17 protein-coding genes and 1 pseudogene are annotated in these 23,800 nt (G+C 44.6%); 13 read left to right on the top strand and 5 right to left on the bottom strand.

All coding sequences use genetic code 11. The features are described 5' to 3' along the window. Nucleotides 1-27: 27 nt before the first annotated feature. A complete protein-coding gene (locus tag ACNI29_RS18010) occupies nt 28-498 on the bottom strand; it encodes a cytochrome c3 family protein (protein ID WP_419779746.1) in 471 nt (156 codons plus the stop codon). A gap of 18 nt (nt 499-516) precedes the next feature. Next, nucleotides 517-2,082: a flavocytochrome c gene (locus ACNI29_RS18005; RefSeq protein ID WP_419779745.1), complete on the bottom strand. Its 1,566-nt coding sequence runs from the start codon at nt 2,080-2,082 to the stop codon at nt 517-519. A gap of 260 nt (nt 2,083-2,342) precedes the next feature. Between ACNI29_RS18005 and ACNI29_RS18000 the strand changes: the two genes are divergently transcribed. Continuing rightward, on the top strand, nt 2,343-3,899 hold the full coding sequence (locus ACNI29_RS18000; RefSeq protein ID WP_419779744.1) for a sigma-54 interaction domain-containing protein: 1,557 nt from the start codon (nt 2,343-2,345) through the stop codon (nt 3,897-3,899). A 730-nt stretch (nt 3,900-4,629) separates the two neighbouring features. Here the strand turns inward: ACNI29_RS18000 and ACNI29_RS17995 are convergent. The 3 genes from ACNI29_RS17995 to ACNI29_RS17985 all read right to left on the bottom strand — a co-directional run bounded on the left by ACNI29_RS17995 (nt 4,630) and on the right by ACNI29_RS17985 (nt 7,898). Further along, on the bottom strand, nt 4,630-6,108 hold the full coding sequence (locus ACNI29_RS17995) for a methyltransferase domain-containing protein (RefSeq protein WP_419779743.1): 1,479 nt from the start codon (nt 6,106-6,108) through the stop codon (nt 4,630-4,632). Nucleotides 6,109-6,190: 82 nt separating this feature from the next. Continuing rightward, the gene (locus tag ACNI29_RS17990) at nt 6,191-7,225 is read right to left on the bottom strand and encodes a hypothetical protein (protein ID WP_419779742.1); all 1,035 of its coding nucleotides are present in this window, start codon (nt 7,223-7,225) and stop codon (nt 6,191-6,193) included. 49 nt (nt 7,226-7,274) lie between these two features. After that, on the bottom strand, nt 7,275-7,898 hold the full coding sequence (locus ACNI29_RS17985) for a PIG-L deacetylase family protein (RefSeq protein WP_419779741.1): 624 nt from the start codon (nt 7,896-7,898) through the stop codon (nt 7,275-7,277). A 410-nt stretch (nt 7,899-8,308) separates the two neighbouring features. On the opposite strand from ACNI29_RS17985, the gene ACNI29_RS17980 reads away from it, so the two are divergent. The 12 genes and pseudogenes from ACNI29_RS17980 to ACNI29_RS17925 all read left to right on the top strand — a co-directional run bounded on the left by ACNI29_RS17980 (nt 8,309) and on the right by ACNI29_RS17925 (nt 23,738). After that, complete coding sequence (locus ACNI29_RS17980) at nt 8,309-9,010, top strand: WbqC family protein (RefSeq protein ID WP_419779740.1); 702 nt, start codon at nt 8,309-8,311, stop codon at nt 9,008-9,010. Between the two features lies 1 nt (nt 9,011). Beyond that, nucleotides 9,012-10,724, top strand: a complete 1,713-nt coding sequence (locus ACNI29_RS17975; protein WP_419779739.1) for a carbamoyltransferase family protein — start codon at nt 9,012-9,014, stop codon at nt 10,722-10,724. A gap of 12 nt (nt 10,725-10,736) precedes the next feature. Then, nucleotides 10,737-11,528 (top strand): cytidylyltransferase domain-containing protein, encoded by a 792-nt coding sequence (locus ACNI29_RS17970; protein WP_419779738.1) that lies wholly within the window; start codon nt 10,737-10,739, stop codon nt 11,526-11,528. Continuing rightward, the gene (locus tag ACNI29_RS17965; RefSeq protein WP_419779737.1) at nt 11,503-12,519 is read left to right on the top strand and encodes a radical SAM/SPASM domain-containing protein; all 1,017 of its coding nucleotides are present in this window, start codon (nt 11,503-11,505) and stop codon (nt 12,517-12,519) included. The genes ACNI29_RS17970 and ACNI29_RS17965 overlap by 26 nt, the downstream gene beginning before the upstream one ends. 18 nt (nt 12,520-12,537) lie before the next feature. Beyond that, nucleotides 12,538-13,554: an N-acetylneuraminate synthase family protein gene (locus tag ACNI29_RS17960; RefSeq protein WP_419779736.1), complete on the top strand. Its 1,017-nt coding sequence runs from the start codon at nt 12,538-12,540 to the stop codon at nt 13,552-13,554. Further along, nucleotides 13,555-14,556, top strand: coding sequence for a PseG/SpsG family protein (locus tag ACNI29_RS17955; protein WP_419779735.1), 1,002 nt, complete (start codon nt 13,555-13,557; stop codon nt 14,554-14,556). 86 nt (nt 14,557-14,642) lie between these two features. Then, nucleotides 14,643-15,428 (top strand): hypothetical protein, encoded by a 786-nt coding sequence (locus ACNI29_RS17950; protein WP_419779734.1) that lies wholly within the window; start codon nt 14,643-14,645, stop codon nt 15,426-15,428. 17 nt (nt 15,429-15,445) lie between these two features. After that, nucleotides 15,446-16,441 carry a hypothetical protein gene (locus tag ACNI29_RS17945; protein ID WP_419779733.1) on the top strand — a complete coding sequence of 332 codons (996 nt, stop codon included), beginning with the start codon at nt 15,446-15,448 and terminating at the stop codon, nt 16,439-16,441. 112 nt (nt 16,442-16,553) lie between these two features. After that, entirely contained in the window at nt 16,554-18,056 is a 1,503-nt protein-coding gene (locus ACNI29_RS17940) for a glycosyltransferase family 2 protein (RefSeq protein ID WP_419779732.1), read from the top strand. 120 nt (nt 18,057-18,176) lie between these two features. Further along, nucleotides 18,177-21,608, top strand: a complete 3,432-nt coding sequence (locus ACNI29_RS17935) for a glycosyltransferase (protein WP_419779731.1) — start codon at nt 18,177-18,179, stop codon at nt 21,606-21,608. A gap of 531 nt (nt 21,609-22,139) precedes the next feature. Continuing rightward, nucleotides 22,140-22,541, top strand: a complete 402-nt coding sequence (locus ACNI29_RS17930) for a hypothetical protein (protein ID WP_419779730.1) — start codon at nt 22,140-22,142, stop codon at nt 22,539-22,541. Between the two features lie 64 nt (nt 22,542-22,605). Beyond that, nucleotides 22,606-23,738: pseudogene (locus ACNI29_RS17925) on the top strand (IS3 family transposase). The last annotated feature ends 62 nt before the right edge of the window (nt 23,739-23,800 follow it).

Below are 23,800 nucleotides of genomic sequence, written 5' to 3'. Positions count from 1 at the left end.
CAGTGCGGAACAAAGATGCTCCACAACCTACTTCTTGAAGTTTTCAAATTTGAAACTATGACAATCTGCGCAGAGCACTTTTGAGGGCTGGTGCTCTTTATGGCAGGTTGTACAAGGCATGTAGGTTCCGTAGTGGGGAGCATCGTGCGGGTTGCGTTCCAGTTTGGAGGTTACCTGAGCCATCTGTTCCGGGGTGCCGTGGCAGCGGATGCAGTTGGTGTCGTCCGGAGGAGAGGTTGGCGCTTGACCGGAGTGGCAAAGTTCGCAGTTGGTGCCGTCCTGATGGATTTTTCTGTGATAATCCTTGAGAGGTTTTTCCCCGAGCATCATGCGTGTGGCTTCAGCCAGTTGCGCTGCGGCAGAAGGATTGTAACCCACCAGTTCCACGGTTTCACCGTTGGGCCCCTTGGCTGCTTCATTGGACCCGGCTCCGGCGGTCATGATTCCCCAGCAGCCGACTACAGCCAGCAATACAGTAATTATAGCAATACGTTTCATGTCTTCATTCCCCTTTTGCTAGGCTCTATTGCGGGCCGCGTTTTTACCGGCAATGGTTCCCATGACCAGTGTTTCTGCAATGGCGCAGCTTCCGAGACGGCTCTCTCCGTGGATACCTCCGGTAATTTCCCCGGCAGCGTAAAGCTTGGGAATGGGCTGCCCTGTTCCCATGTGGGTCACTTCGGCCTTGGTGTTGATGTTTACTCCGCCCTGACAGAAATGAACCTTGGGCCACGCACGCATGGCGTAGAAAGGCGGTTTATCAAGGTAGAGTGCGCGGTCGAATTCAAAGATGGGTTTGCCGAATTCATCATCTTTGCCTTTAGCGACAAAGGATTTGAAACGTTTGACCTGAGCCTTGAGCGGTTCCAGTGGGATGCCGAAAAAGGAGGCCAGTTCTTCAAGGGAGTTGAATTTCCAGGCCACGCCTTCCTTAAGGCCGTGTTTGATGGTGGGTGATTTAACGATACCCGGTTCGGAGCAGAATGCTACGGGATAAAAGATTTCACCTTCCGGGGTTTTGCAGTGCTTGAGCTGGGCATCGGCACGGGTTTTACGGTCGGCGTTTTCATTGACGAAGCGTTTGCCGTCGCGGATATCGACCATGATACCGTAAGGGAATGCTGCCTGCTGGTTGAACTGCGGTGCGTAACCGAAACCATCTTCATCAGGTGATGCCCACGGACCTAGCTGGAAACAGGCGGTGTTGACCGGGGCGGCGTTGACTGCCAGCAGGGCGTGAAAAGATTCAGCAGTTGCTCCGGTGTGGTTGGTGCAACCGACGCTTTCATCAAGGGTTGGGTTCTGCATTTTGCGGTAGGGCAGGTCGTATCCGAAACCGCCGGTGCAGGCTACAAATCCCCTGTTGATTTTGTATCTGCGCAGTTTGCCGGAGTTCTCGTCCGGGAAGTAGTAACCCTCGCGAACAACCACGCCGACAATTTCCCCTTTGTCGTCGGTGAGTATTTCTTCGAGTTTGCAGCGGTTTTTAAAGATGGCTCCGAGCTTGATCCCGCCTTCCATGAGCGGAATGGTGATGTCGCCGCCGGTGAAGTTTACGGTCTGGCAGGTACGCTGTACCGAGTGTCCGCCGAATTGCAGGAGCACATCTTTCCACTGTACGCCGAATTCTTTGGTCATCTCAAAAGCTTCGACAGTACCGGCGCAGACAACGCGCAGCAGGTCCACGTGGTTGGTGCCGCGTCCTCCTTTGAGCATGTCGGCGGTCATCAGTTCCACGCTGTCTTCAATGCCTTTTTCTTTCTGCAAAGGAGATCCGGCCACAGCCATGGCTCCGCCGTTGATGGCGGAGTTGCCGCCGAATACAGGCATTTTTTCGATAACCAGAGTGGAAGCACCTTCCCTTCTGGCTGCGATGGCCGCTGCACATCCGGCAAAACCGCTGCCTGCGATAATGACGTCGAATTCGCGGTCCCAGTCGCTGTCTTTGGAAGCAGATGCTTCAGCTTTATCTACGGAAACCTGTGACAGCAGGACCGATCCGGCCGCAAGGCCGGCCGCTTTGAGCACGTCGCGGCGGCGCATGCCTTTGGGCTTGTTGTTTTGAACAGTCTTCTTACTCATAACCCTCCTCCAAGGATGTAATAGTAATAGTTGCGTGCCTGGGGCACGAACAAGATTTCGTGCTTATCAGCAAAGGCTGTTCCAATTTGTAAGTGGCTGTAAATAATAGCTAATGCAATAGTCCAGAAGTATGAATTGCGAAATGTCGCAATTGGATTGCAATTGTTCACAATTCAATGTGTTATTTCGCATTATAAAACCGTTGACGCACTTTAGTAGGCTAGGTAAGGCAGTCAAAACTACATTATGTGGGATAAATTATGAAAGACGGGCTTTTTGAAACAATAGTCGAGAAGGTATGCTCGACCCAGAATTTGTCGACAGCTCTTTATGAGCTGCAACGTCTGCTTAAGTCTCATACAGATGTTGAAGGTGTTTTTCTGGGCCACCACGCCAGGGAAGTCAGAAAAGTTTACAATCTGGCTTATGCTGACAGTTCAGAGAGCCATGATCTGAATTATACCCAGCCCGCCTGCGAAAAACTTCACGGTTATCTCCTTTCTGATGAACGCCGGGAAATGAACATGCTTCCGCGCCTGAATGATTTTCCTGCCCTTGCGGTAACCCTTGACTCGCACATCCCCACCAACCATTCCTTTTATGAATTCCGGGTCCGGCTGGATGGTGAGCATATCGGCATGCTGGCTTTTCATTCCGCCCGTCCGCATCTTTCCGAAGCCACCCTTGACCTGCTGATGAAGATTCGCGTCCCAATCGCCCTTAATCTGGCCAGAAGACTTGATGAACTTAAGATATGGCCGCGTAGAAATTTTCTTCCGGGCAATCCTCATGCTACACATATTGTTTGCGATTCCAGTGTAATGCGTCCCGTGTACAGCGTCCTTAACGCTGCTGCGCCTACCAACAGCACAATACTTCTGACCGGGGAGACCGGGGTAGGTAAGGATGTGTTCGCCAAACATGTGCATGATCTTTCTTCAAAACGGAAAAAGCCCTTCGTACACGTAAACTGCGGAAGTATCCCCGAAAGCCTGATCGAATCCGAGTTTTTCGGCCACCGTAAAGGGGCCTTTACCGGGGCCATGGAAGATAGGGCCGGGTTCTTTGAGCAGGCTGACAAGGGTACCATTTTTCTTGATGAGATCGGTGAACTGCCCTTGAACATGCAGACCAGGCTTTTGCAGGTTCTCCAGACCAAAACTATCCGCAGGGTAGGTGACGGGAAGCAAAGATTTTTGGATTTCCGGGTTGTGGCTGCCACCAACTGCGATCTAGAGCAGATGTGCTGGGAAGGTCGCTTCCGGCAGGATTTATTCTACCGCCTGAATTGCATCCGGGTTGAAGTTCCGCCGCTGCGTGAGCGCAAGGAGGATATTCTGTCCCTTGCGGAAAATCTGCTCGGTAATATTGCTTTGGAACACGGATTCCTTGCGGTCCCGGCAATAAGTACGGCAGACCAAAGCCTTCTCCTTAGCCACGACTGGCCGGGCAATGTCCGCGAACTGGAAAATTGTCTACAGCGTTCAATGATCCTCAGTGCGGGAAGGGATTTCAGGATTGATTTATCCATCGGGTATGCCGGGGCGCAGCAGAGAATGGCTGCCATCTCTGACAATACGGCACTCATTCTTCCCGAAGCAAAGCAAATCTGTATTCCGCACAACATGACAGATGGATTTTCCTTGCAGGAGAATACCCGTCAGCATCTGGAAAAAGCCCTGCTTGCGGCAAGGGGGCGCATCCACGGCAAAGGCGGTGCCGCCGAATTGCTGGGAATCAATCCCAGCACCCTGCGTAGCCGCCTGAAAAAGCTGGGTATTCCTTTTGGGCGCAAGCAAAGTGATAGGTATCAGTAAGTCTGTCAGATTTTGGCCACAAATCTGAGTACAAGCTTCTTGGGTTGTCAACTTATGTTGCTTGAGACTCAATCGTCTTAGTTATTCCCCAAAAAAAAATTCCATGTAGACTTGAGCGATAACAAGCTTAGGTGCTGTTTCAACAGAAATGTCTATGGCCTGGGAAGTCTCAATGGTATTACCGTCCGTGTTCCACGGATGCGGTCATATATCAGTCTGCAATCTCCAGAGTAATCTACGGAGGGATTGAGCTTAGACCCTTCAGCATTTGCAGGGGCAATAGGCTATGTTTCAGAGTCGTTTTCAGTTCTTGCGGAAAGGCCGGAACCCTTAAGAAGTCATAAAATAAGCCTGTTCATCCGAACAGGCTTGAAAATTTGGCTAGCAAAAAGGTGAGTAGAATTTGTTAATTTTACTCACCTTTTCACTGTAACCTATTGAAATAATTGGCGGGCAATACAGGATTCGAACCTGTGGCCTTCAGCTCCGGAGGCTACGGGATAATATCCGGTGTATGTTATTTCGGGTGTTTAATACCCATTCTTTTCTCTTATATCATCTTTTAGTCACCCAAAAAGGTGAGTAAAAGATGAGCTAAATATAAAAATTTCAAAATATGCTGACATGATGTTTGCGCTGCCACCAATTTATTAGATGCTTCTGTTAATTTCTTGATATCTCTGGATTCCGCTAAGACAGTAGCTCTTTTTGATATTTTCTCCTGCTGTTTCTATACTAATCCTGCAGCATCATTTATATTTATCCATTTGACTCCACGTTTTAATGTGAAATCGATTAGATGGTCTAAAAAGTCCAAATCACGATCAGACATACCTGCGTTGTGAGTATTGATTCCCAAGGCTTCGTCAGGGTCCGTTTCACTATTGCGAATGTATCCCAGTACCTTGGTCAGCTTTAAAATGAATTCATGTTCGTGCAGTCCCCAACTGGAACCTGTTGAAGTGGGCAGACCTATATGGGTATTAGCGAATTGTAAACCGTGCTGTGTTGCAGAACCGCGCAGGCCGTCGGAACTGTTTCCTTGAAACCCGAGCGAAGGCAGTTTCTGGATGATTTCTTCAGAGCAGTTGCCCCATGGTGGAACAAATATCGGGGAGAATCGTGCGCTAAATTGTTTCTCAATTATAAGTCGCCCAGTCCGTATCTGTTTTAAAGCCAGTTCGCTTGGAAGGGAGTCAGGGAATTCAGATTTGCCGTCATTTTCAATTTCATTTTCGGTGGCATGATTGGAGTGGTCGAATCCATGCTGCAGAACAGTAATTTGAGGACGCTCCATCACCCAGCTACGAAGCTTTTCTTTGCATTTAGAAGGTATTACAGCCAGAGACAGCGGCGTGTTATGTTTGTCGCAAACATTCCAAAGCGCCTCCAGAGATGGACGGACACGCGATACATCGTCGTCTCGAATCCACATTTTCGGAGTTCGGCCCATGTCCTGCCAGAGTTTTAATTCTCGTTCCAATTCAGCCCATACCGGTGCATCAGCGGTTGCATTTCTAAACTTGCTGGGAGGAGTCAAACGGGCATAAATATTTTTCGGAGCAGCAACAGTCGCAATTTTACGTAATGCCCCCCAGTCTCTGGAGTACAAATATACAATGTCCAGTGTGCCCGTGGACGGGTCTGTTGCTACTAACTCCAGAATGGAACAATCAGGTACAGACTCCTTTAGCCTGTCTCCAAAATCACTGCCGTACACATAGTAAGCGTTATGGTGTCCTGTCGGGGAATTGTAGCGTGTAGTTCCATATCGACTGTTAGATCCACCGACAGTCAGTAATATTATTCCGTGCTCTCCGGCAATTCTAGCCATTTCTTTTATGGCAGCAATATCATCTGGTACAAAGTTGATAACATGGTTTGAAATTACCCAGTCAAAAATTCCGTCGGGAAGAAAGGTATTTTGAATGTCGAGACTATATTGTTTGCCATATTCTGAAACAATGTAAGTTGCGAATTGAGAGTGATCCAATGAATCATCATGACTGAACTGTATGGCCTTTCGTCCCCTAATAAGTTCCTGAGGGATTAGGTTGAATATCTTTCTGATAATTCTATGGCGTTCAAGAGCCCCGCACTTTTTGCAGACGGGGAGTCTCTTTGTATTAGAAAGACGGCCGATCGGACCTAAGCCAAAATCACTACTGCCACAGATATTGCACGGTGCAAGTGGTGCTGTTGAATCCATTAAAAACTCCGAAAGGATTAATTACCGTTATGGTTTACTGTAGATAGTTATGCATTTTTTTGTGATTTATAGCAGTTTTATATTAGTTGCCCTGCAATTTGTCTGTGATCTTTTTTTCAAGTTCTTTCAGTTCCTTAAGTCTGTGGTCGAGCATCCTATGCATGAGATCAACTCTTCTGACTTCTTTAGCAAAGCGATCCATGGCTTCCTTTTCCCTTGCATGGAGATCTCTGCCACGGCGGACTTCATCTTCAAGTTTGCGAACTGAAGTCATTTGCGCCTGCATTGTCATTCGCGTTGACTCGCGAGATTCCATATCTTCCAGTCGGAGTGCCGATTCAGTAGAAAGTTCGGAACGAAGTACGGGCGAGTTAATCTCTTTGGCCTTAAGGGCTTTAATCATTTCCAGCACAGCATTTGGCAGCAGGCAGTGCATGTTCTTATTGGCTGAGGAATGGATAAGCTTCATATCAATAGCAGATGCTGCCGTCCCCGGCTCAATTCCCTGCACCCCGATGTTCCTGAAATCTTGTGATAGCTGGGCGACAACCTTCTCAGGGGTGGCCAGCAGTTCATTGAAGGAAACAATGACTAGGGGCATATCCGCAGCAACTCGGAATGCGCTTTTGGTGTAAAGTTCCCATAGTGCAATTCCGAAATCCAGACTGAAGCCGTTTCGTTTACGTAAGGATAGGGCTACCTCGATAGGATCGCGCCAGACCATCAGTCCTACAGGATTTGGTATAAGGTCTGCCCATGCCGGGTAGACAAGGCAAAGTCGGGGTTCCTTGACCAGCCAATTTCCTCCTGTGTTCAGCAGCTTGACCAGATTTGCAACATCTTCACGTGCTTGTGCTTTTGCTAGTCTTGGGATGCTGTCAGTATTAAAGTCGCGCACAGCCCACCAGTCATTGCCTGAACCTTGAAGCAGGGTGTCGCATGCACAACGGGCCAAGGGATGTTCCCAGAATCCTCTGCGGTTTTCAGCAGCAGCGACAGCTTTATCATCGTCTGTGCAATATCGGACTCCCATTTCGTTTAAAATATTCGCTATGCAGGAAGTTCCTGAACGATGCATGCCAAAAACTACAATTGTATTAGATAGTTTGGTGTCCATAGATTTTCTTTTGATATGTTGTTGCCAGCTATTGGAAATAGGTTTTTTGTTACTGTACTATCTTGATGACCCTGTAGGTCTCAGCACTCTTTACGCCTATTTTTAGCCCAGCTGCATGGTTTTGAGCTTGTACGAATTCCAGCCAGCTGTAGTTTACTTTTTCCAATTCGGATTTGAAAATTTTAACCAGAGTACATTTTTGTTCTACGTAGTCTGAAATATCGATAAAGCAATTATCATCCTGAGGCTCATCAAGAATATACCAGCTTGAACGGTAACAAAAAACTTCCGGGCAACGGCGGGTTGCGCGTAAAGAGGCGAAGCCTACGCTGGCATGATCGGAATGATAATCATTTGGGCGGTGACAATATACACGGTCAGGATTAATTTTTGCCACAATCTCATAGATATTATGCACAAGGTGTTCTGAAGGAGCTAAGACTAGAGTTTCCTTATTTAGAGTATGCAGGGTGGCTCCAATCATTTTTGCCGCCTCTTTTCCTTCCTGTAGAGCATCTTCTGCGGACCGTGTATGGTTCGTGTCGTCAGAGTATCCGGAATGGGTGACCACCAAAATATGTATTTCATCTCCAGCCTCACTATGTTTGAACAAAGTGCCGCCGCATCCCAGTTCAACATCATCAAAGTGAGCGCCAATAGCTAGTATCTTCATATATTTCTCATATTTTTAAACTACAAAAGGGCATGTCTGATCTATAATGTTAAATTATATTGTATGTATAGAGTGACAATGAAATTGAATTGTTACCTTTTTCAATCTTGGGCTTAATGTTAAATTTTGTTTTAAATAAGTACCAGATAGATATCATCGGATCAATCCTAAATTTAGGAAGATATCTAGAGGTGTGTGTTTTTTTTGGCATAGTACATGCTGAAAGTCTTTGGGGCTCTTCTGCTTGCGCCTAGGAGTGATTTATTGTAAAATTAATCTTCCAAAAACTATAAAATTTAGATATTTAATGATGTGTTTGAGTGTACTTGGGGATCAAGTCGATTCTGAGTCAGAATGCGTAATTGATTTAGAACATAACGTTGCCGTAGCAGGCGTAATAGTTTTAGAAAATGAAATTAGCAATACATCAACCTGAATTTATGCCATGGATGGGATATTTCCATAAAATGGCACTTGCTGACGTTTACGTTGTTCTTGATCACGTCCAATTCAAGAAGCGGTATTTTGAAAACAGAAACAAAATCCTTATTTCTTCAGGCAAATCAAAATGGTTGAGCGTGCCGGTGTTATCCAAAGGCAAATATCTGCAGTCCATAAATGAAGTAGAAATTGATAATACTTGTTCCTGGCGGAAAAAATTTCTTGAAACATTGCGTCATTCGTATCATCGGACACGCTATTTCAACTCTCTTTACGCTAAGATTGATTTTATCCTCCATAATTTTGACAACAATAGGCTGATAGATCTGAATATGGCTTTTATCAGTTTGATACGGGACGAACTGAATATAAGCACTCCTCTGATTTTTTCGTCTGAATTGTTGGCTCCACCGCTTGATTCCGCGCCCAAAGCTTCTAATCTCATACTTGATCTCTGTGCTAAAATCGGTGCGACCGAATATCTATGCGGCCCTTTTGGGCGACGCTATCTTTCTTTGGACGATTTTGATAAAAAAGGAATAAATATTGAATGGCTGACTTACGAACCTCCGTATTACGAGCAACACGTTTCGGGGTTCACGTCGCACTTGTCCACTCTGGATGCACTGTTCAACCACGGACCAGAGGTCCGTAAAATATTGATGAGGTAACATGGCCTACTATATTCTTGGATTGAATGATTCAAATTCCGCAGCAGCTTTGATGCGTGACGGAGAGTTGGTGGCTGCAGCCAGACAGGAGAGGTTTGACCGGATCAAATTTTCTGACAAATTTCCACTTGATGCCGTTTCATACTGTCTGCAAGAAGCGGATATAGACATCAAGCAGGTCGATCAGGTTGTTTTTGCATGGAACCCCGGCCACGAGCTTGAACCTCAATTCTCACCGAGAGCTCAACGGGAACACAGAAATTTTTTACATTATGTTCCCAACCAATTGCTGAGACACGTCTCCGGAGAACCTGGCAACAAACGCATTAAGCAAATCCAGCAGAGGCTTGTACTGCCGGATGCGGATTTGTCGATTACCTTTGCGCCCCACCATGAGTGTCATGCATGTGCCGCATTCTTTGCTTCTCCGTTCGAATCAGCGGCGATAATGACCATGGATGCCTATGGCGATGACCATACCCATGCCTTCTGGCGTGGAGCGGGTAATCGGATTGAGCGTCTGGGGGCAACTAAATTTCCTCATTCTATAGGGGCTGTTTATGCCGCTGTGACACAGTTCTTAGGATACAGGGCAAACTCCGATGAATGGAAAGTGATGGGGCTGGCTGCATATGGCAAGCCTACCTATTATGAAGCTTTTGCCAAGATGCTTGATTTTGACAATGAGACCGGCCAGATCAGAGTCGATCTCAATATGTTCAGCTACTACCTATGGAGTCCCAGAAGGTATACCGAGGCCTTTACAAGGTTCCTTGGCCCTGAACGACTGGCTGGTGAGGAACTGACTCAACGCCACAAGGATATTGCAGCCAGTTTTCAAAAGAGGGTAGAGGAGGTCGGTCTGAAAGCCGCTGCGCGGATTCATGAAATGACCGGAGAACATAATCTCTGCCTTGCCGGTGGTGTGTTCATGAATTCCAAGATGAACGGCTTGTTGCAACGTGATTCCAACTTTGACAATGTTTGGGTTCAGCCTAGTGCCGATGATGGAGGAGGCGCCCTCGGGGCCTGTTTGTGGCATTGGTGTCAGGAACTTGGAAACCCCCGTTCATTCAGCATGGATCATGACTACTGGGGGCCGGGATATTCAGAAGAAGAAATTAAAGAGGCTCTCGATGCTTCCCTTATAGAATACGAACGTCTTGAGAATCCTGCAGTGACTGCGGCGCAGTCCATAGCAAAGGGACGCGTGGTAGGCTGGTTTCAGGGGCGGATGGAGTATGGGCAACGTGCTTTGGGTAACCGTTCTATTCTTGCTGATCCTCGTCAACCGGAAATGAAAGATAAGATTAACGCCATGGTGAAGCACCGGGAGTGGTATAGGCCTTTTGCTCCAGCTGTGCTGGCGGAATATCAGAGTGAATATTTCCAATCCGGCAAATGCAGCCCATTTATGCAGATGGTCTATGACGTGCGTATGGAAAACAATCCGCTCGGCGCAACCACCCATGCTGATAATACCGCCCGTATCCAGACAGTAACCCGCGCGGAGAATCCTCTGTACTGGGAGTTGATTGATGAGTTCAGAAAGCTGACAGGAGTTGCTTCAGTGCTCAATACCTCCTTCAACGATAATGACGAACCAATTGTCATGACGCCGGTTCAAGCTATTCGAACATTTTATGCTACAGGCATTGAAGAACTTTTTATTGGTCCTTTCAGACTCGTAAAGCCGAAGTCAAGCTGTAAATAAAATTGAGGAAAGATGAAACAGGAAATGCAGGAACATGTTGCAATCATAATTCAAGCCAGAATGGGGTCCGCTCGCCTTCCGGGGAAAGTACTTGAGGACATTGTCGGCCGACCAATGCTTGCCCATATTATTCAGCGGGCTCAAAAATCCCCGGCCGATACAATTGTGATTGCTACAACAGATCAGCCTCAGGACGCGCCAATAGTCGAATTGGCGCAAAGATATGGCGTAAATGTTTTTCGCGGTAGTGAGCACAATCTGCTGGACAGATACTATAACGCTGCTATGGAGATAAACGCAGACATAATTGTCAGGTATACGGCAGATAATCCATTTGTTGATCCGGAAATAACCTGTCTTATGCTTTCCGAATTACAAGCACACCGGGATTTGGATTATATTTGTAATTTTTATCCTCCGACATGGCCTATAGGACTGAATCAGGAGGCCATGCGTATGAACGCACTGGCCAAGGCCTGGAAGGAAGCCCGTACTGATTACGCGCGGGAACATGTAAATCCGTACTTTTTGAACAACCCGGATATTTTTTCTATCTACAACTTAACAAATGGTAAAGATTTATCAGACCTTAGACTTACAGTCGACTATCCAGAAGATTTGGAAGTTGCTAGAACTATTTATGAAAATCTTTATCATGAGGAAGTTGTACCACTTCAAGATATACTGGTTTTTTTGGCGGAGAACAAAGATCTATCAGAAAAAAATGCACATTATGTACAAAAAATAATTGTGAACAAGCAAAAGCAGGACTATCAAAATGAAACCTCAAACAGCTATCAATAACCATCAGTTTTCACTCAACTCAAATGAAAGAAGTCGGTTATGGGAAGAAAGAAGACGTCATTTTAAGGATTATTGTGTTAACCGTTATCAATGGTACAATTATCCCAAATGGCAATACGTAGCTGATTTTCCGCTGCATGTAGATTTCGAAGCAAGTTCCCGCTGCAACCTTAAGTGTCCTATGTGCTTCAGGCCCCATCTATCCAATCAGGATCATGGTGATTTGGATTTTGATCTTTACGTTTCTGCTATTCATGAATGTTCTAAAAATGATCTTTATTCTATCCGTCTTTCATGGCGGGGAGAAAGTACACTTCATCCTCAGCTGATAGAAATGATAGCTTTTGCAAAAGAAACAGGCATTAAAGAGGTTTCATTTCTTACAAATGGAAGTAACCTTACACCGGAATACTCGCGTGAACTGGTTAAAGCTGGGCTTGATTACCTTACAGTCTCCGTTGATGGGCTTGCGCATCACTATGATAAACTCCGCTCTCCGCTGAAATTTGATAAAATAACCGAAAATATTGCCACTCTTTATCGCATAAAGGAAGAAGCAGAGGGCTTTCCTCTGGTTAAGATACAAGGAATATGGACATATATTGAAGAGGATTCTTCTGAATATTATGATCATTTTGCCCCTATTACTGACAATATTAGCTTCAATCCGTTGCACGATTATTCAAAGACAGTGACAGAACAGGAAGATAATTTTTCTTGCCAGTATCCGTGGCAACGCATAACCGTGGCTTACGACGGGTCCGTTCCTATGTGTATTTCGGATTGGGACGGTACCAATATAATTGGGCACATAGGGCAGAGCTCAATAAAAGAGATATGGCACGGAGAGGCTATGGCAGAGTTAAGATCAACTCATATGTCCGGGAACCGGCTGAATAAATATTCCGCCTGCCGTTGCTGCCAACGCCCATTCGCACCCCAGATCGGCGACATTCCCGAGGGAAGGGGAGAGGCTTATGCTAAGAATTAACAAAGCAATAGAAAAAGTATGCAAGATAAAATTATAAATATATCCGGACGCGAGGTGGGTGGTAATGCTCCCTGCTATATTATCGCTGAAGTTGGCATCAATCACATGGGAAACCCTGAATTGGCTTGGGAAATGATAGATGCGGCTTGGTCTTCCGGTGCCGATGCTGTAAAAATACAGACATTTAATACTCCCGAATTTCTCCACCCCAGTCATCCGTGCTACAAATTAGACATGGACTGCCAGCTATCTTGGGAGGACGAACTGGATCTTTGGAACAAGGCACGTAAAAAAGGTATAGTTCTGTTCTCAACTCCTGAGGATCATGGGAGTCTTGAGTTTATAAAAAAACAAAAACCGCCGCTTATTAAAGTGGCAGCGATGGACTTTGACTGCAAAGAACATGTTCAGGCTGTATCTAAACTGGGACTTCCCACAATACTTTCATCTGGTATGAGTACTCTTGAAGAGACGTTAAGGACCGTTCGTTGGGTAGAGGAAGCCGGAAACACAGACTCTATAGTGCTGCATTGTGTTTCTCTTTATCCTGCGCCGGCTAAAGCAATGAACCTTCGGGCCATACAAACACTTGCCGGAATCTTGTCATGTCCGGTAGGTTTTTCCGACCATTCTCAGGGCATCCATATTCCACTGTCGGCAGTAGCTCTCGGTGCTAAGGTGATTGAAAAACATTTTACTCTGGATAAGAAATTGGAAGGTCCAGATCAGGCTTGTTCAATGGACCCGGCTGAACTTTCTGAGCTTAAACACCAGATTCGCGAACTCGAATCAGCACTTGGTCATGGACGAAAAGAACCAGCTGAAGAGGAAATTCCGCCACGTCTTTTCAAGCGGCGCGGAGTATATGCGGCACGGAATATGAAAAGAGGGGAATCCATTACACGCAAAGATGTCCATTTCCTGGCTCCTTCCAGTGTGGATTCAACCATGTATTTATGGACTGATATCAAGTCGTCGCAACTGAAGTGCGATATAGCAAAAGGGGAAATAATAACACTGGACAAGGTGGGGTAAATGGTAAGGGCTGTATTTCGCGTCGATGCGGGCAGAGTTTGGGGGGTTTCAATGGGCCATGCGGTCCGGTCTCTGATTATGGCGCAGGAACTGCGTAAAGAGCATGAAGTTATATACGTCATGAAGCCTTACGCAGATGGTCAGAAATTTATCAGGGACCACGGTTTTGATGTCGTTTCACTGCCTGAAGATTCCGATGATGCGTTGATTGACATTTGCAATGATTTTCAGCCCGAGCGGCTTATCTGTGACTTGATTGAAACACCTTATTCTTTATTATTCGACTATTGCCGCTCCCACAGCATTTTATCAATTGTTTTTGACACCAAGGGTGCTGTTACAGGCGTTCCTGATATGCTAATCAATGCGAACATATCAGCCGATTCAATGGTATACCCATCGCCTATACCCGCTTCAGCCCGTCTTATGGGGCCATCATATTTCATGACCCACGGTATGTTGAAAGGTGCTTCCATCAAAAAAAAAGTGCTGGATGTTATGATCACTATGGGGGGATCAGACCCTGCAAACCTGACCGCTCTAGTTCTGGGCACGCTTAAGGGACGATTTCCGGATTTACGGCTGCATATTGTCCTCGGGCCGGCATTTTCAGGGCATGACAAGATTCGGTCAATTGTTGCTGATGATCCCGGGATCATTATCTATTCCAATCCTCCTGGTTTTCTAAAATTGCTGCGTGATATGGATATTGTCATAACGGCAGGGGGGGGAACTCTTTATGAATGCGCTTGGCTAGGCCGTCCCACCATAACCATCCCCTCAATTGATCACGAGGAACCCATCGCGGATGGTTTTGCACAAAGAAATTGTGCAATACTAGCCTCGCCCCCTGATTCTCAGGTAAATCAGCGTATTTTGATACAAAGATTGCAAATGCTTATTGATAAATATGAGTTACGGTTATTCATGTCAAAACAAGGACGATTATTAGTAGATGGGACTGGGAAACACAGAATTTTAAATGCAATAGCAAGTCTGTGATCAGAATTGCTTCAGCTAAGGAGAATAAAGAGGCTGCATGGCATTGGAAATGTCAACACTCACTATCAATAATTAAGGATGAAACAATGTCAGATATTATGAAATCTAATCTGGATCGACTTCTTGAGTTGAATGGACGTCATAAGGGAGAAACTATATTTTTGATTGGAGCGGCACCTTCCTTTAATGATTTGAGCTTTAAGCAGCTGACTGCACTTAGTAAATTAACGACTATTGCTTTGAATCGAGTCTTTTACAGATTGCGCAATATTACCTATTTTATGTCTGCCTATTTTACTGAAATTCTAATTGCTAAAAAATATCTCGGTGATTCATCCACCTACATCCATCACCGCAGAGTCTATGAACTTCCGCTCCAAAATGATGTCCTTACCCTTAAGCGTAAAATACTTCCTGACGACTGTCAGGAACTTCCGTTAACCTTGGGCGGACCGGAACCGTATGTATACACAAAATATAACGCAGCTCTTGCCGCAACGCATCTTGCAGCCATTCTTGGTGCAAAGAATGTAGTCTATATCGGTTTTGAACAACGTAACTCGCTTCATTACTACAGCAAAGACGGGAAGATAAAAAAACAGCTTATCAATGATTTACGCGAAGTCCACGCCAATAGAACTTATCCAGTGGACCATGAGATTGATGATCTGGAAACACAGCTGGAAATGCTGGCGATTCCATATGATAAATTGGCAGCTACACCTTATTATGAAAAATCCGATCATCGTCTTTCTTTCAAGACATATTTCGATCTTGTACGGAAACATGGAGTTGAATTTTATTCAACAACAGAGGATAGCCTCATAACAGATGCCGGCGCCAAGTATACTCCACTTGAAGAAATTCTGTAAGCGGGAAAACTATAGTTATGCCATCTTTTGTAAAATCAGATAATCCAAGTCTCGACTCTTTTGTCAGGTTTACCCGAGAAATGGGGCGGGCAGGCATGAAATTGGAAGCCGTGAAACTGCTTAACCAGGCGCTCAAATTAAATATTGATAGACAAGCTGTTCAACGTGCACTGGATGAACTGACGACACAGTCCAGCAAGTTTACAAAGTATATAGACGATAAAAATTATTTCGCATGTGCTGTAAATTGTCGGCTTAGCCAGTTAAGTGCTGCACAAAGTGGAGCCTGTCTCCATCCGCTTTTTATTTCAATGCCGCATTCAGGTTCAACATATATTTCAAAAAAAGTGGCTGAATCAATCAACTCTTCATGGCTGCCGGTCCATGCAGGATACGAACTGAGAGAATCCCTTTTGGATTGGACTAAACTTAATAAATCCATAAGGGAGAATGGAGTCAGTATATGTCATATCCCGTCATCACGGATTAATAACATAGTTCTTCGTCAACATGTTTCTCGGTGTATTGTGCATATCCGTGATCCAAGGCAAAGCATTCTATCTTGGATTCATAAAATAGAAATTAAATTAAATAATAAAGAATATGATTGGTTCGAGCGTATCATCCCGGCCTTGCCCGAAAGATATCTCACCATGTCACTTGAAGATAAACTATGGTGTCATCTGGAAAATGAATTTACGCAACGTGTCGAGATGGTCCAAGGATGGATGAATTATCAGGATTCCGAGGAATCTCCTGTGAGAATTTTTTTTACAACCCATCAGGAACTTAAGGAATTTCCAGAGTTGCTTTTTTCTATTATATTGCATTATTTTAATCTCTCCGCAACAGGAGTAAATCTAGAAATCAATAGAAGAGACAATAGAAAATATAATTTCAGAAAAGGATCCAGTAACGAATGGATGGACATTTATTCTGAAGAACAGAAAGAGTATGCAGATAAGCGTTTACCCGAAAACATAAAAATACGATTTGGATGGACCAATAATTAATTACCACATTTTTTATGCAGCCCTGATCGCAAAGCAGAGTTGCTTTTATCTAACTATTGGTCCTCGATTTTGTCTCAATTTTGGGTAAATTGATTACATACAATAAACGTAGATGAACAAATTTAATTTCGCCATAAAAATTGATCCCCGCCATAATGATTCAGCACTTGGACAATGTCTTGAAAAGCTACTCTTACAGGCGGGGCACAGCTGTGTGCTTCATGAAGAAAAGGACTGGAATAAAGAAGATTCAAAAGTTGAAGTAGCCGTATATATTGAAAGGTCGGAGCATTGGTCTCCGAAACCATGGCATTTTAATGTTTTGTTGGCGAAAGAAGAATCTGCTCCAGCTGCATTTGATTTAGTTCTTGATCCAGATGCGGGATCCTGTGACAACTTAGTTTTTGAAATATTTAATAAATTAAATGATCTGTTGCCTATAATTGCAAAACGTACAACTGCCGTACGCGCTAAGCTTTGCGACCGGCATTTTCGTACTCACGGACCGTTGGTTTCTGTGCTTATTGCCACATATAACCGTAAGGAACCTCTTGAACGGGCTCTCAAAAGTATTCTTTCTCAGTCATATAAAAATCTGGAAGTCTGTCTCGTAAGAGATGGCGGTGAGCCTGTGGGCGACCTTGTCAGGAGCATTAATGACTCCCGCATAAAATTGATTTCACTTGAGCAAAATGGCGGGAAAGCTGCGGCGCTGAATGTAGCTTTCGAGGCAAGTGCAGGCGAATATCTGGCCTATCTTGATGATGACGATATCTGGTATGAAGATCACCTCGAAAGGCTTATGATCACTGCCAGACTGCAGAATCAGGATTTTGTCTATTCAAATGGCGTGGAGGTCCTTATGGACCCTGATAAAAACGAAATTTCACGCAGCGTTTGTTATTCAAAACAAGTAGGGCTTCAGGACCTGCTTGAATTCAATTACATTACCGGGATTAATGTCCTGCACAAACGTTCTTTAGCCGCAAAGGTTGGAGGATTTGATTCTCGACTACGCGTACTTATAGATTTTGATATGTGGCGCAGGTTGGCTTGTTTCGCAAGACCTTATCATGTAAATTATACAACAGCCGAGTACTATCTTCATCAAGAAAAAGGCCGGCATATTACTGATCTCGCTACAAAAGACCCGCTGGAATACAGGCGGCAGCGTCTGAGAGTTTTGTCAAAAAATATCCCTCTTGTTGATGATAGACTCAAAGCTGAGCTTCGAGAAGTAAAACAACGTGCGCAGTTTGAATATGCTGTATTTAACTGTAACATCGCACTCGAAAGTAATGATTTGAACCAGGCTTCGCGCAGCCTACAGCAAGCGCAGAAACTCTATACAGAATTGAACAGTGCTCAGCTGATGTATGCTGTCTGCCTGCTGCGGCTCTCAAAGCCGATGGACGCTCTGAAAGTCTTTAAAGATTGCATAGACGGCTCCTCAGACATTGCCTACTTGCTGATGGCCTTCTCCGTAAGCCTCATGCTTAAGGATGCCTTTTCAAAAGACGTAATGAATATGCTTGCATCCAGAAAAAAAACTATGACCGAAACACAACTTAAAATTTATAATGAGTACAAGCAGCAGGTTTGTAAATTTGAGTAAAAGCTTCTTAATATTCGTCCGGGTAGATTAACGGAGTGTTGCCGGTTGGTTTAAAAATGATTCTTTGCTAAAACAGATCTGCAGTTAATCATATGCGAATTCTAAAAATTAGGAAGCAGAATGCAGTATACATATTCATCCGAAACCACTGTTAGCGGTGCACAAACATTAAGCGCACAGGAAATTGAAGCTTTTTGCGCGATTGCTTATGATCAGCGACGTCCTGATGATCAGGTTTTGTTTCTTGCTTCTGGTGCAAAAACATTTCCAACGGATTTTCCATATTCTTTTCGTTCGGAAGAAACGCTGACGAATGATGATTCCAGTGCCTTCGGTCTGGTAGTCTGCCTGCTGGACGGGCTTTGCTCACTGGAGTTTGTTAGAATTCTTGATGTAGCAAAACGTTGTCTGGTTGCTGGCGGAACTTTGGTGGTTATAGCGTCTTTTTCTGAACGGTATCATCTGGATCGGCATGTGACTGAAATTCCAGTTTTTACCAAGCACCACCTGAGAGCTATGCTTGAGCCGTGGTTCGACAAAGTAAAATTTGAGCAGCTCAACTCTGGATCCATAGAACGTAAAGTTCCTATCGGAACAAATTCTCATGTATTGGCTGTGTGCAAGGGGGGGATGTATAAAAAATATAGTCATCGAGTTTCTATTGTTATCCCGCTTTTTAATCAGGCTGAGTATACCCTCAAAGCTCTTAATGCGATTCTTACGAACACAAGCTCAGATATTAATTACGAAGTCGTTCTGGTAAATAATGCCAGTACCGACAATACCCGCCCTTTATTGAAAGGATTGGGTGGTGATGTGGTTATTGTACATAATGACACTAACCTCGGTTTTGCCGCGGCATCGAATCAGGGGGCTTTGGCTGCCGGAGGGGATGTGTTGGTTTTCTTGAATAATGATACTGAGGTCCATGTTGGCTGGTTGGAGCCGCTTCTGGATGAGCTTTCACGTGAACCTGATACCGGCATCGTCGGGGCACGGCTGTTGTTTCCAGATGGAACCATTCAACATGCCGGAGTGGCTGTCGGCCGCGACAGACTTCCCAAACATGTGCATCAACAACTGGCTGCCGACCATCCTTTAGTCATGGAACGCAGAGAATTCCCCATCGTTACTGCTGCCTGTGCCGCAGTACGCAGGGAACAGTTTCTCTCCATGGGTATGTTTGATGAAGGTTTTGATAACGGACATGAGGATATCGATCTTTGTTTCAGGTATGCCGAATTAGGCATGCGGGCAATCTACCGCCCTGATTCCGTCGTAACTCATCACGAGAGTATTAGCGTTGGACGTCTTGATACGGACCGGCTGATACGCAACAGGGCGAGAACCCTTCTTAAATGGCGTGAGCGATTAGTACAGGATGACTATACTTATTGTTGTTCTCAGGCCGAACGAATAGTTCCAGTAGGGGCTCTGCGCTGGGCCATTAAAATTGGTCCTCCGGATCGCTTTCATGCCAATTGGGGAGATTCGTTTTATGCAGAAAGTCTCGCACGGGAACTGGTTCGTGCCGGACATGAAGTACGCATAGATTACCTTGATGAATGGGGCAGCGACGATCTGGATATCGATGTTGTCGTGCATATCAAGGGATTGTCCAAGTATCACCCAAAACCCTACAATATTAATATTATGTGGATGTTAAATCATCCAACCCTGCATACTACAGAAGAACTTTCCGGCTACGACGCTGTTCTGGTCGCTTCCAAGCAGCATGCTAAAACGTTGAAAGGGGAGCTTGGTGTTCCTATTTTGGAATTTTTGCAGGCCACGGATACCCGCCATTTTTCCGAACTAACTCCGAAAAAAGTTTTCGATGTAGTATTTGTCGGCAATAATGGTGGTAGCGGCCGCCTGAATATGCGAAAAGCTGTGGCTGACCTGTTGCCTTCTGATTACACTGTCGGTGTATGGGGACAAGGCTGGAAAGGTTTATTGCCTAAGGGAATGTTCAGGGGAGAGTTTGCTCCTTGGGAACAGCTGCCCATAGTATACTCCATGGCCCGTATCGTACTTAACGACCACCAGCCGGAAATGCGTGAATTCGGCTTTGTTAATAACAGAACCTTCGATGCTTCCTGCTGCGGTGCTGTTGTGGTTTCAGACACTGTAAACGGTATGGAACAGGTCCTTGATGTCCCCACCTATAAAGACCGGGACAATCTTAAGGAAATTATTGACGAATTACTTGCAGATGAAGATAAACGGCGTCAAAAAGCAGCGGAAATGCATCAGGAAGTATTACGTAAATATTCTTTCATCCAAAGAGCGGAAGACCTAGTCGCCATAGCCAATGATCTGATTAAGGCAGATCCTGGTGACCGTGTACGTGAAACTGTTCCCAAATTGAGTACAGACGGGAATGGTCCTTTGGTTTCTGTCTTGATGAGTACTTACAATCGTCGCACATTTCTTAAAGAAGCCATAGCTTCTGTTGTTGCTCAAAAATATTCCAACTGGGAGCTTATTGTCGTGCGCGATGGTGGAGCGCCTGTCGATGACATTGTTCAGTCTTTCAACGATCAGCGTATTACTTTAATGGACAATGAGCAGAATAAAGGCAAAGGCAATGCAATCAATCAGGCGTGGGAACTTTCCAAGGGTAAATACGTCGCTTATTTAGACGACGATGATATTTATTACCCCAACCATCTCGAGCGGCATGTATATTTTCTGGAGAATGTTCCTAATATTTCCATGACGGTTTCAAATACGCTGAAGTCGATTATGTCAGAGCTTCCCAACCGGCCAGGTGAATTTGTCATCAAAGAGCAGGCTTTGATTTATTCCCGACAGGTCACAATAGCCGACCTTACCCATGAAAATAAAATCACTTGGCTATCCGTCGTTCATGCGAGAGAACTTTTTGAAAAAGCTGGAGGTATGGATGAGAAATTGAGTGCATTTCTCGATTTTGACCTATGGAGACGTATGGCAGCTATAAGTTATCCGTACCATATTAATGTATTAACAGCTGAGTACTACTTCCGCGAGTATGATGCCACCTCGGGGGCTGGACAGATAACACGGCAGCATCGCTTGCAGCCGATGCGGTATCAGGCCAACAAGTTACGTGTGCTGAGTAAACGCCTTCCTCTTATTTTCGGCTCCCCTGTGGAAATACAGGCGAGACGGGCAAAGGATCAGGCCCGTTACGAATATGTCATGGAGCGGGCTACGTATTTCGCAGCGCAAAATGATTTGGAAAGAGCTAAAATTTCATGCAGGCTTGCTACAAAGATGAAGTACAATCCAGCAGAAGCAACACGCCAACTTGGCCTTTTAGAATTAAAGAGTGGAAATTACAGCAAAGCTATTCAATGTGCGCTAGAGTGCCTGACGAACCAGTCTTGGGAGCAACCTATAGATCATTTTTTAGCGGCTCAGGCCTATGCAGCCGCAGGGAAACTCAATAAGACAGAGGAATATTTAAATAGCCTTGCTCAAACGGAAGCATCGGATTCAATATTAAAAATGGGGAAAAGACTTTCAATCCGACTAGATTTAGACACACGGCCTAAAAAAAAATAAATATCATCTTATACCGATGAGGACTTATAAGTGGTAAATTAAGGTTACTGCTTAAAGAAATCGCAGAATCTACACTTCCAGGAACCAACAAAATAACCACCACTGCTACTGCGAAGTCTGTAGCAGGATGGAGAAAATTTCATAATGCGGCCTTAAATCTTTTCATTGATATATGTGAAATTGGTGACGAGAATGTATATAAGGAAGTGTTGGCAATTTTTCAAATGAGTACATAAGTAATACAATATTGACGCCTTACCTTCTCTTTTGGGGTTATTGACATTGTAAAGTGTACGGTATAATTCTTTGTAATGTAAACAAAATCACAAAGTACATGCAGTCTTTTGTATTTGAGGGGTGCGCAAAGCACTATCTTTGTATCTGCGGTAGTCCAATCTTTATAATGAGCGTTTTGTTGGTTATGAAGAGGTGTTATAGATAATTAATAATGCATATTGTATGTGTATGTGCTGCCGAGTTATTGTATAGGATATGCAATGCGTGTTTTTTGTGTCAATGATAGGATAGTAGATGAAAAATATTTTTTTCCATATCGGGACACCAAAAACGGGAACGACTTTTCTACAGAATATTCTCGCTAACAACATTGATTTTCTAGAGCGTAAAGGTTTTCGCGTAAGTCCACGAGATATGCTTAATAGAGTGCGTCTTATGCTGGAAAACGAGTCTTATGCAGAAAGAGATAATAGTATATTTCTCAGGAGAATTTTTCGTGATGAATTATCCCGTCCGGAGAAAACTTTTATTATGTCTCATGAGGCATATTCTGGGATGTCATATTTACATTCTGAATCTATTGCAAAAACTTTTGCAAAGAACCTATCTATATTTTTAGCCGGATGTAAAACCAAGATTATAGTATACCTGCGTAGACAAGATGTTCTTATGGAATCATTGACGTCTTCCCAATAAGCTGGACCATTTAAAAATAGAGATTTTTGGCAAACCAACCTATTGTCACAGTAAGGAGTTTGCCGTGAAGAAAAGTAAATTTACCGATGAACAGATTGCATTTGCACTACGTCAGGCCGAAACGGGCACAAAGGTCAACGAAGTCTGTCGCAAGATGGGGATATCCGAAGCTACTTTTTACAACTGGAAAAAGAAATACGGTGGTCTTGGCGTAAGCGAGCTGCGCCGCTTGAAACAGCTTGAAGAAGAAAACCGCCAATTAAAGAAACTGGTTGCCGATCTGAGTTTGGACAAGCAAATGCTTCAGGATGTTTTGACAAAAAAGCTTTGAAGCCTGCCCAGTTGATCAAATTTGCTGAATATTTGGAGCAGGCTTACCGAGTCAGCATTCGCAGAAGATGTTCAGTTCTATGTCTTGGAAGATCGAGCTACTATTATAAGTCGGTGCGCAAGGACGATACCCCCTTACGACTCCGTATCAGGGATATTGCTGAAAGCCGTGTGCGCTACGGTTGCCATAGAATATATATCTTGTTGAGAAGAGAAGGCTGGTATGTGAACCACAAGAAGGTGCATCGCATATATTGCGAGGAAGGCTTGAACCTGCGCTCTAAACGACCAAGACGACACATATCTGCCGCACGCTGAATGGATCGTCCAGAACTCTCCACTATTGATCAATGCTGGTCGATGGATTTTGTGGCTGATAATCTGTACAATGGCCGAAGAATAAGAGCGTTAACTGTGGTCGATAATTTTAGTCGCGAGTGCTTAGATATTCACGTAGATTCCTCCATAAAGGGGAATCAAGTCGTTGCCAGATTGGAATGGCTACGTGTCATCTCAGGTAGGAAGCCAATACGCATCCAAGTAGATAACGGCAGTGAATTTATTTCTAAAGCGCTTGATAAATGGGCTTATGAAAATGAAGTAGTTCTGGATTTTTCTAGGCCCGGAAAACCAACAGATAATCCGTTTATTGAATCTTTCAACGGAAGTTTTCGGGACGAGTGCTTGAATACACATTGGTTTTTATCTGTTTCAGACGCTCGAACCAAAATTGAAACATGGCGCAAGGAGTATAATGAATTTCGTCCGCATTCTTCATTGGGAGATCAGACGCCAAACGATTTTGCCCTTGCCCATAAGACACCCTCAGAAGGCCAAATTTCTCTATATTTGACCGGTACAGAATAGGGGAAGACCTCACCCTTGTGGGCAAATCCTTTAATCATAATGTAACCTCTCAGGCAACACTG

The sequence above is a fragment of the Maridesulfovibrio spiralis (SeqCode) genome, assembly GCF_048571135.1.
Taxonomy (GTDB): domain Bacteria; phylum Desulfobacterota; class Desulfovibrionia; order Desulfovibrionales; family Desulfovibrionaceae; genus Maridesulfovibrio; species Maridesulfovibrio spiralis.
The sequence above is the reverse complement of the archived record's forward strand: the minus strand, read 5'-3'. Positions and strand labels throughout refer to the sequence as shown.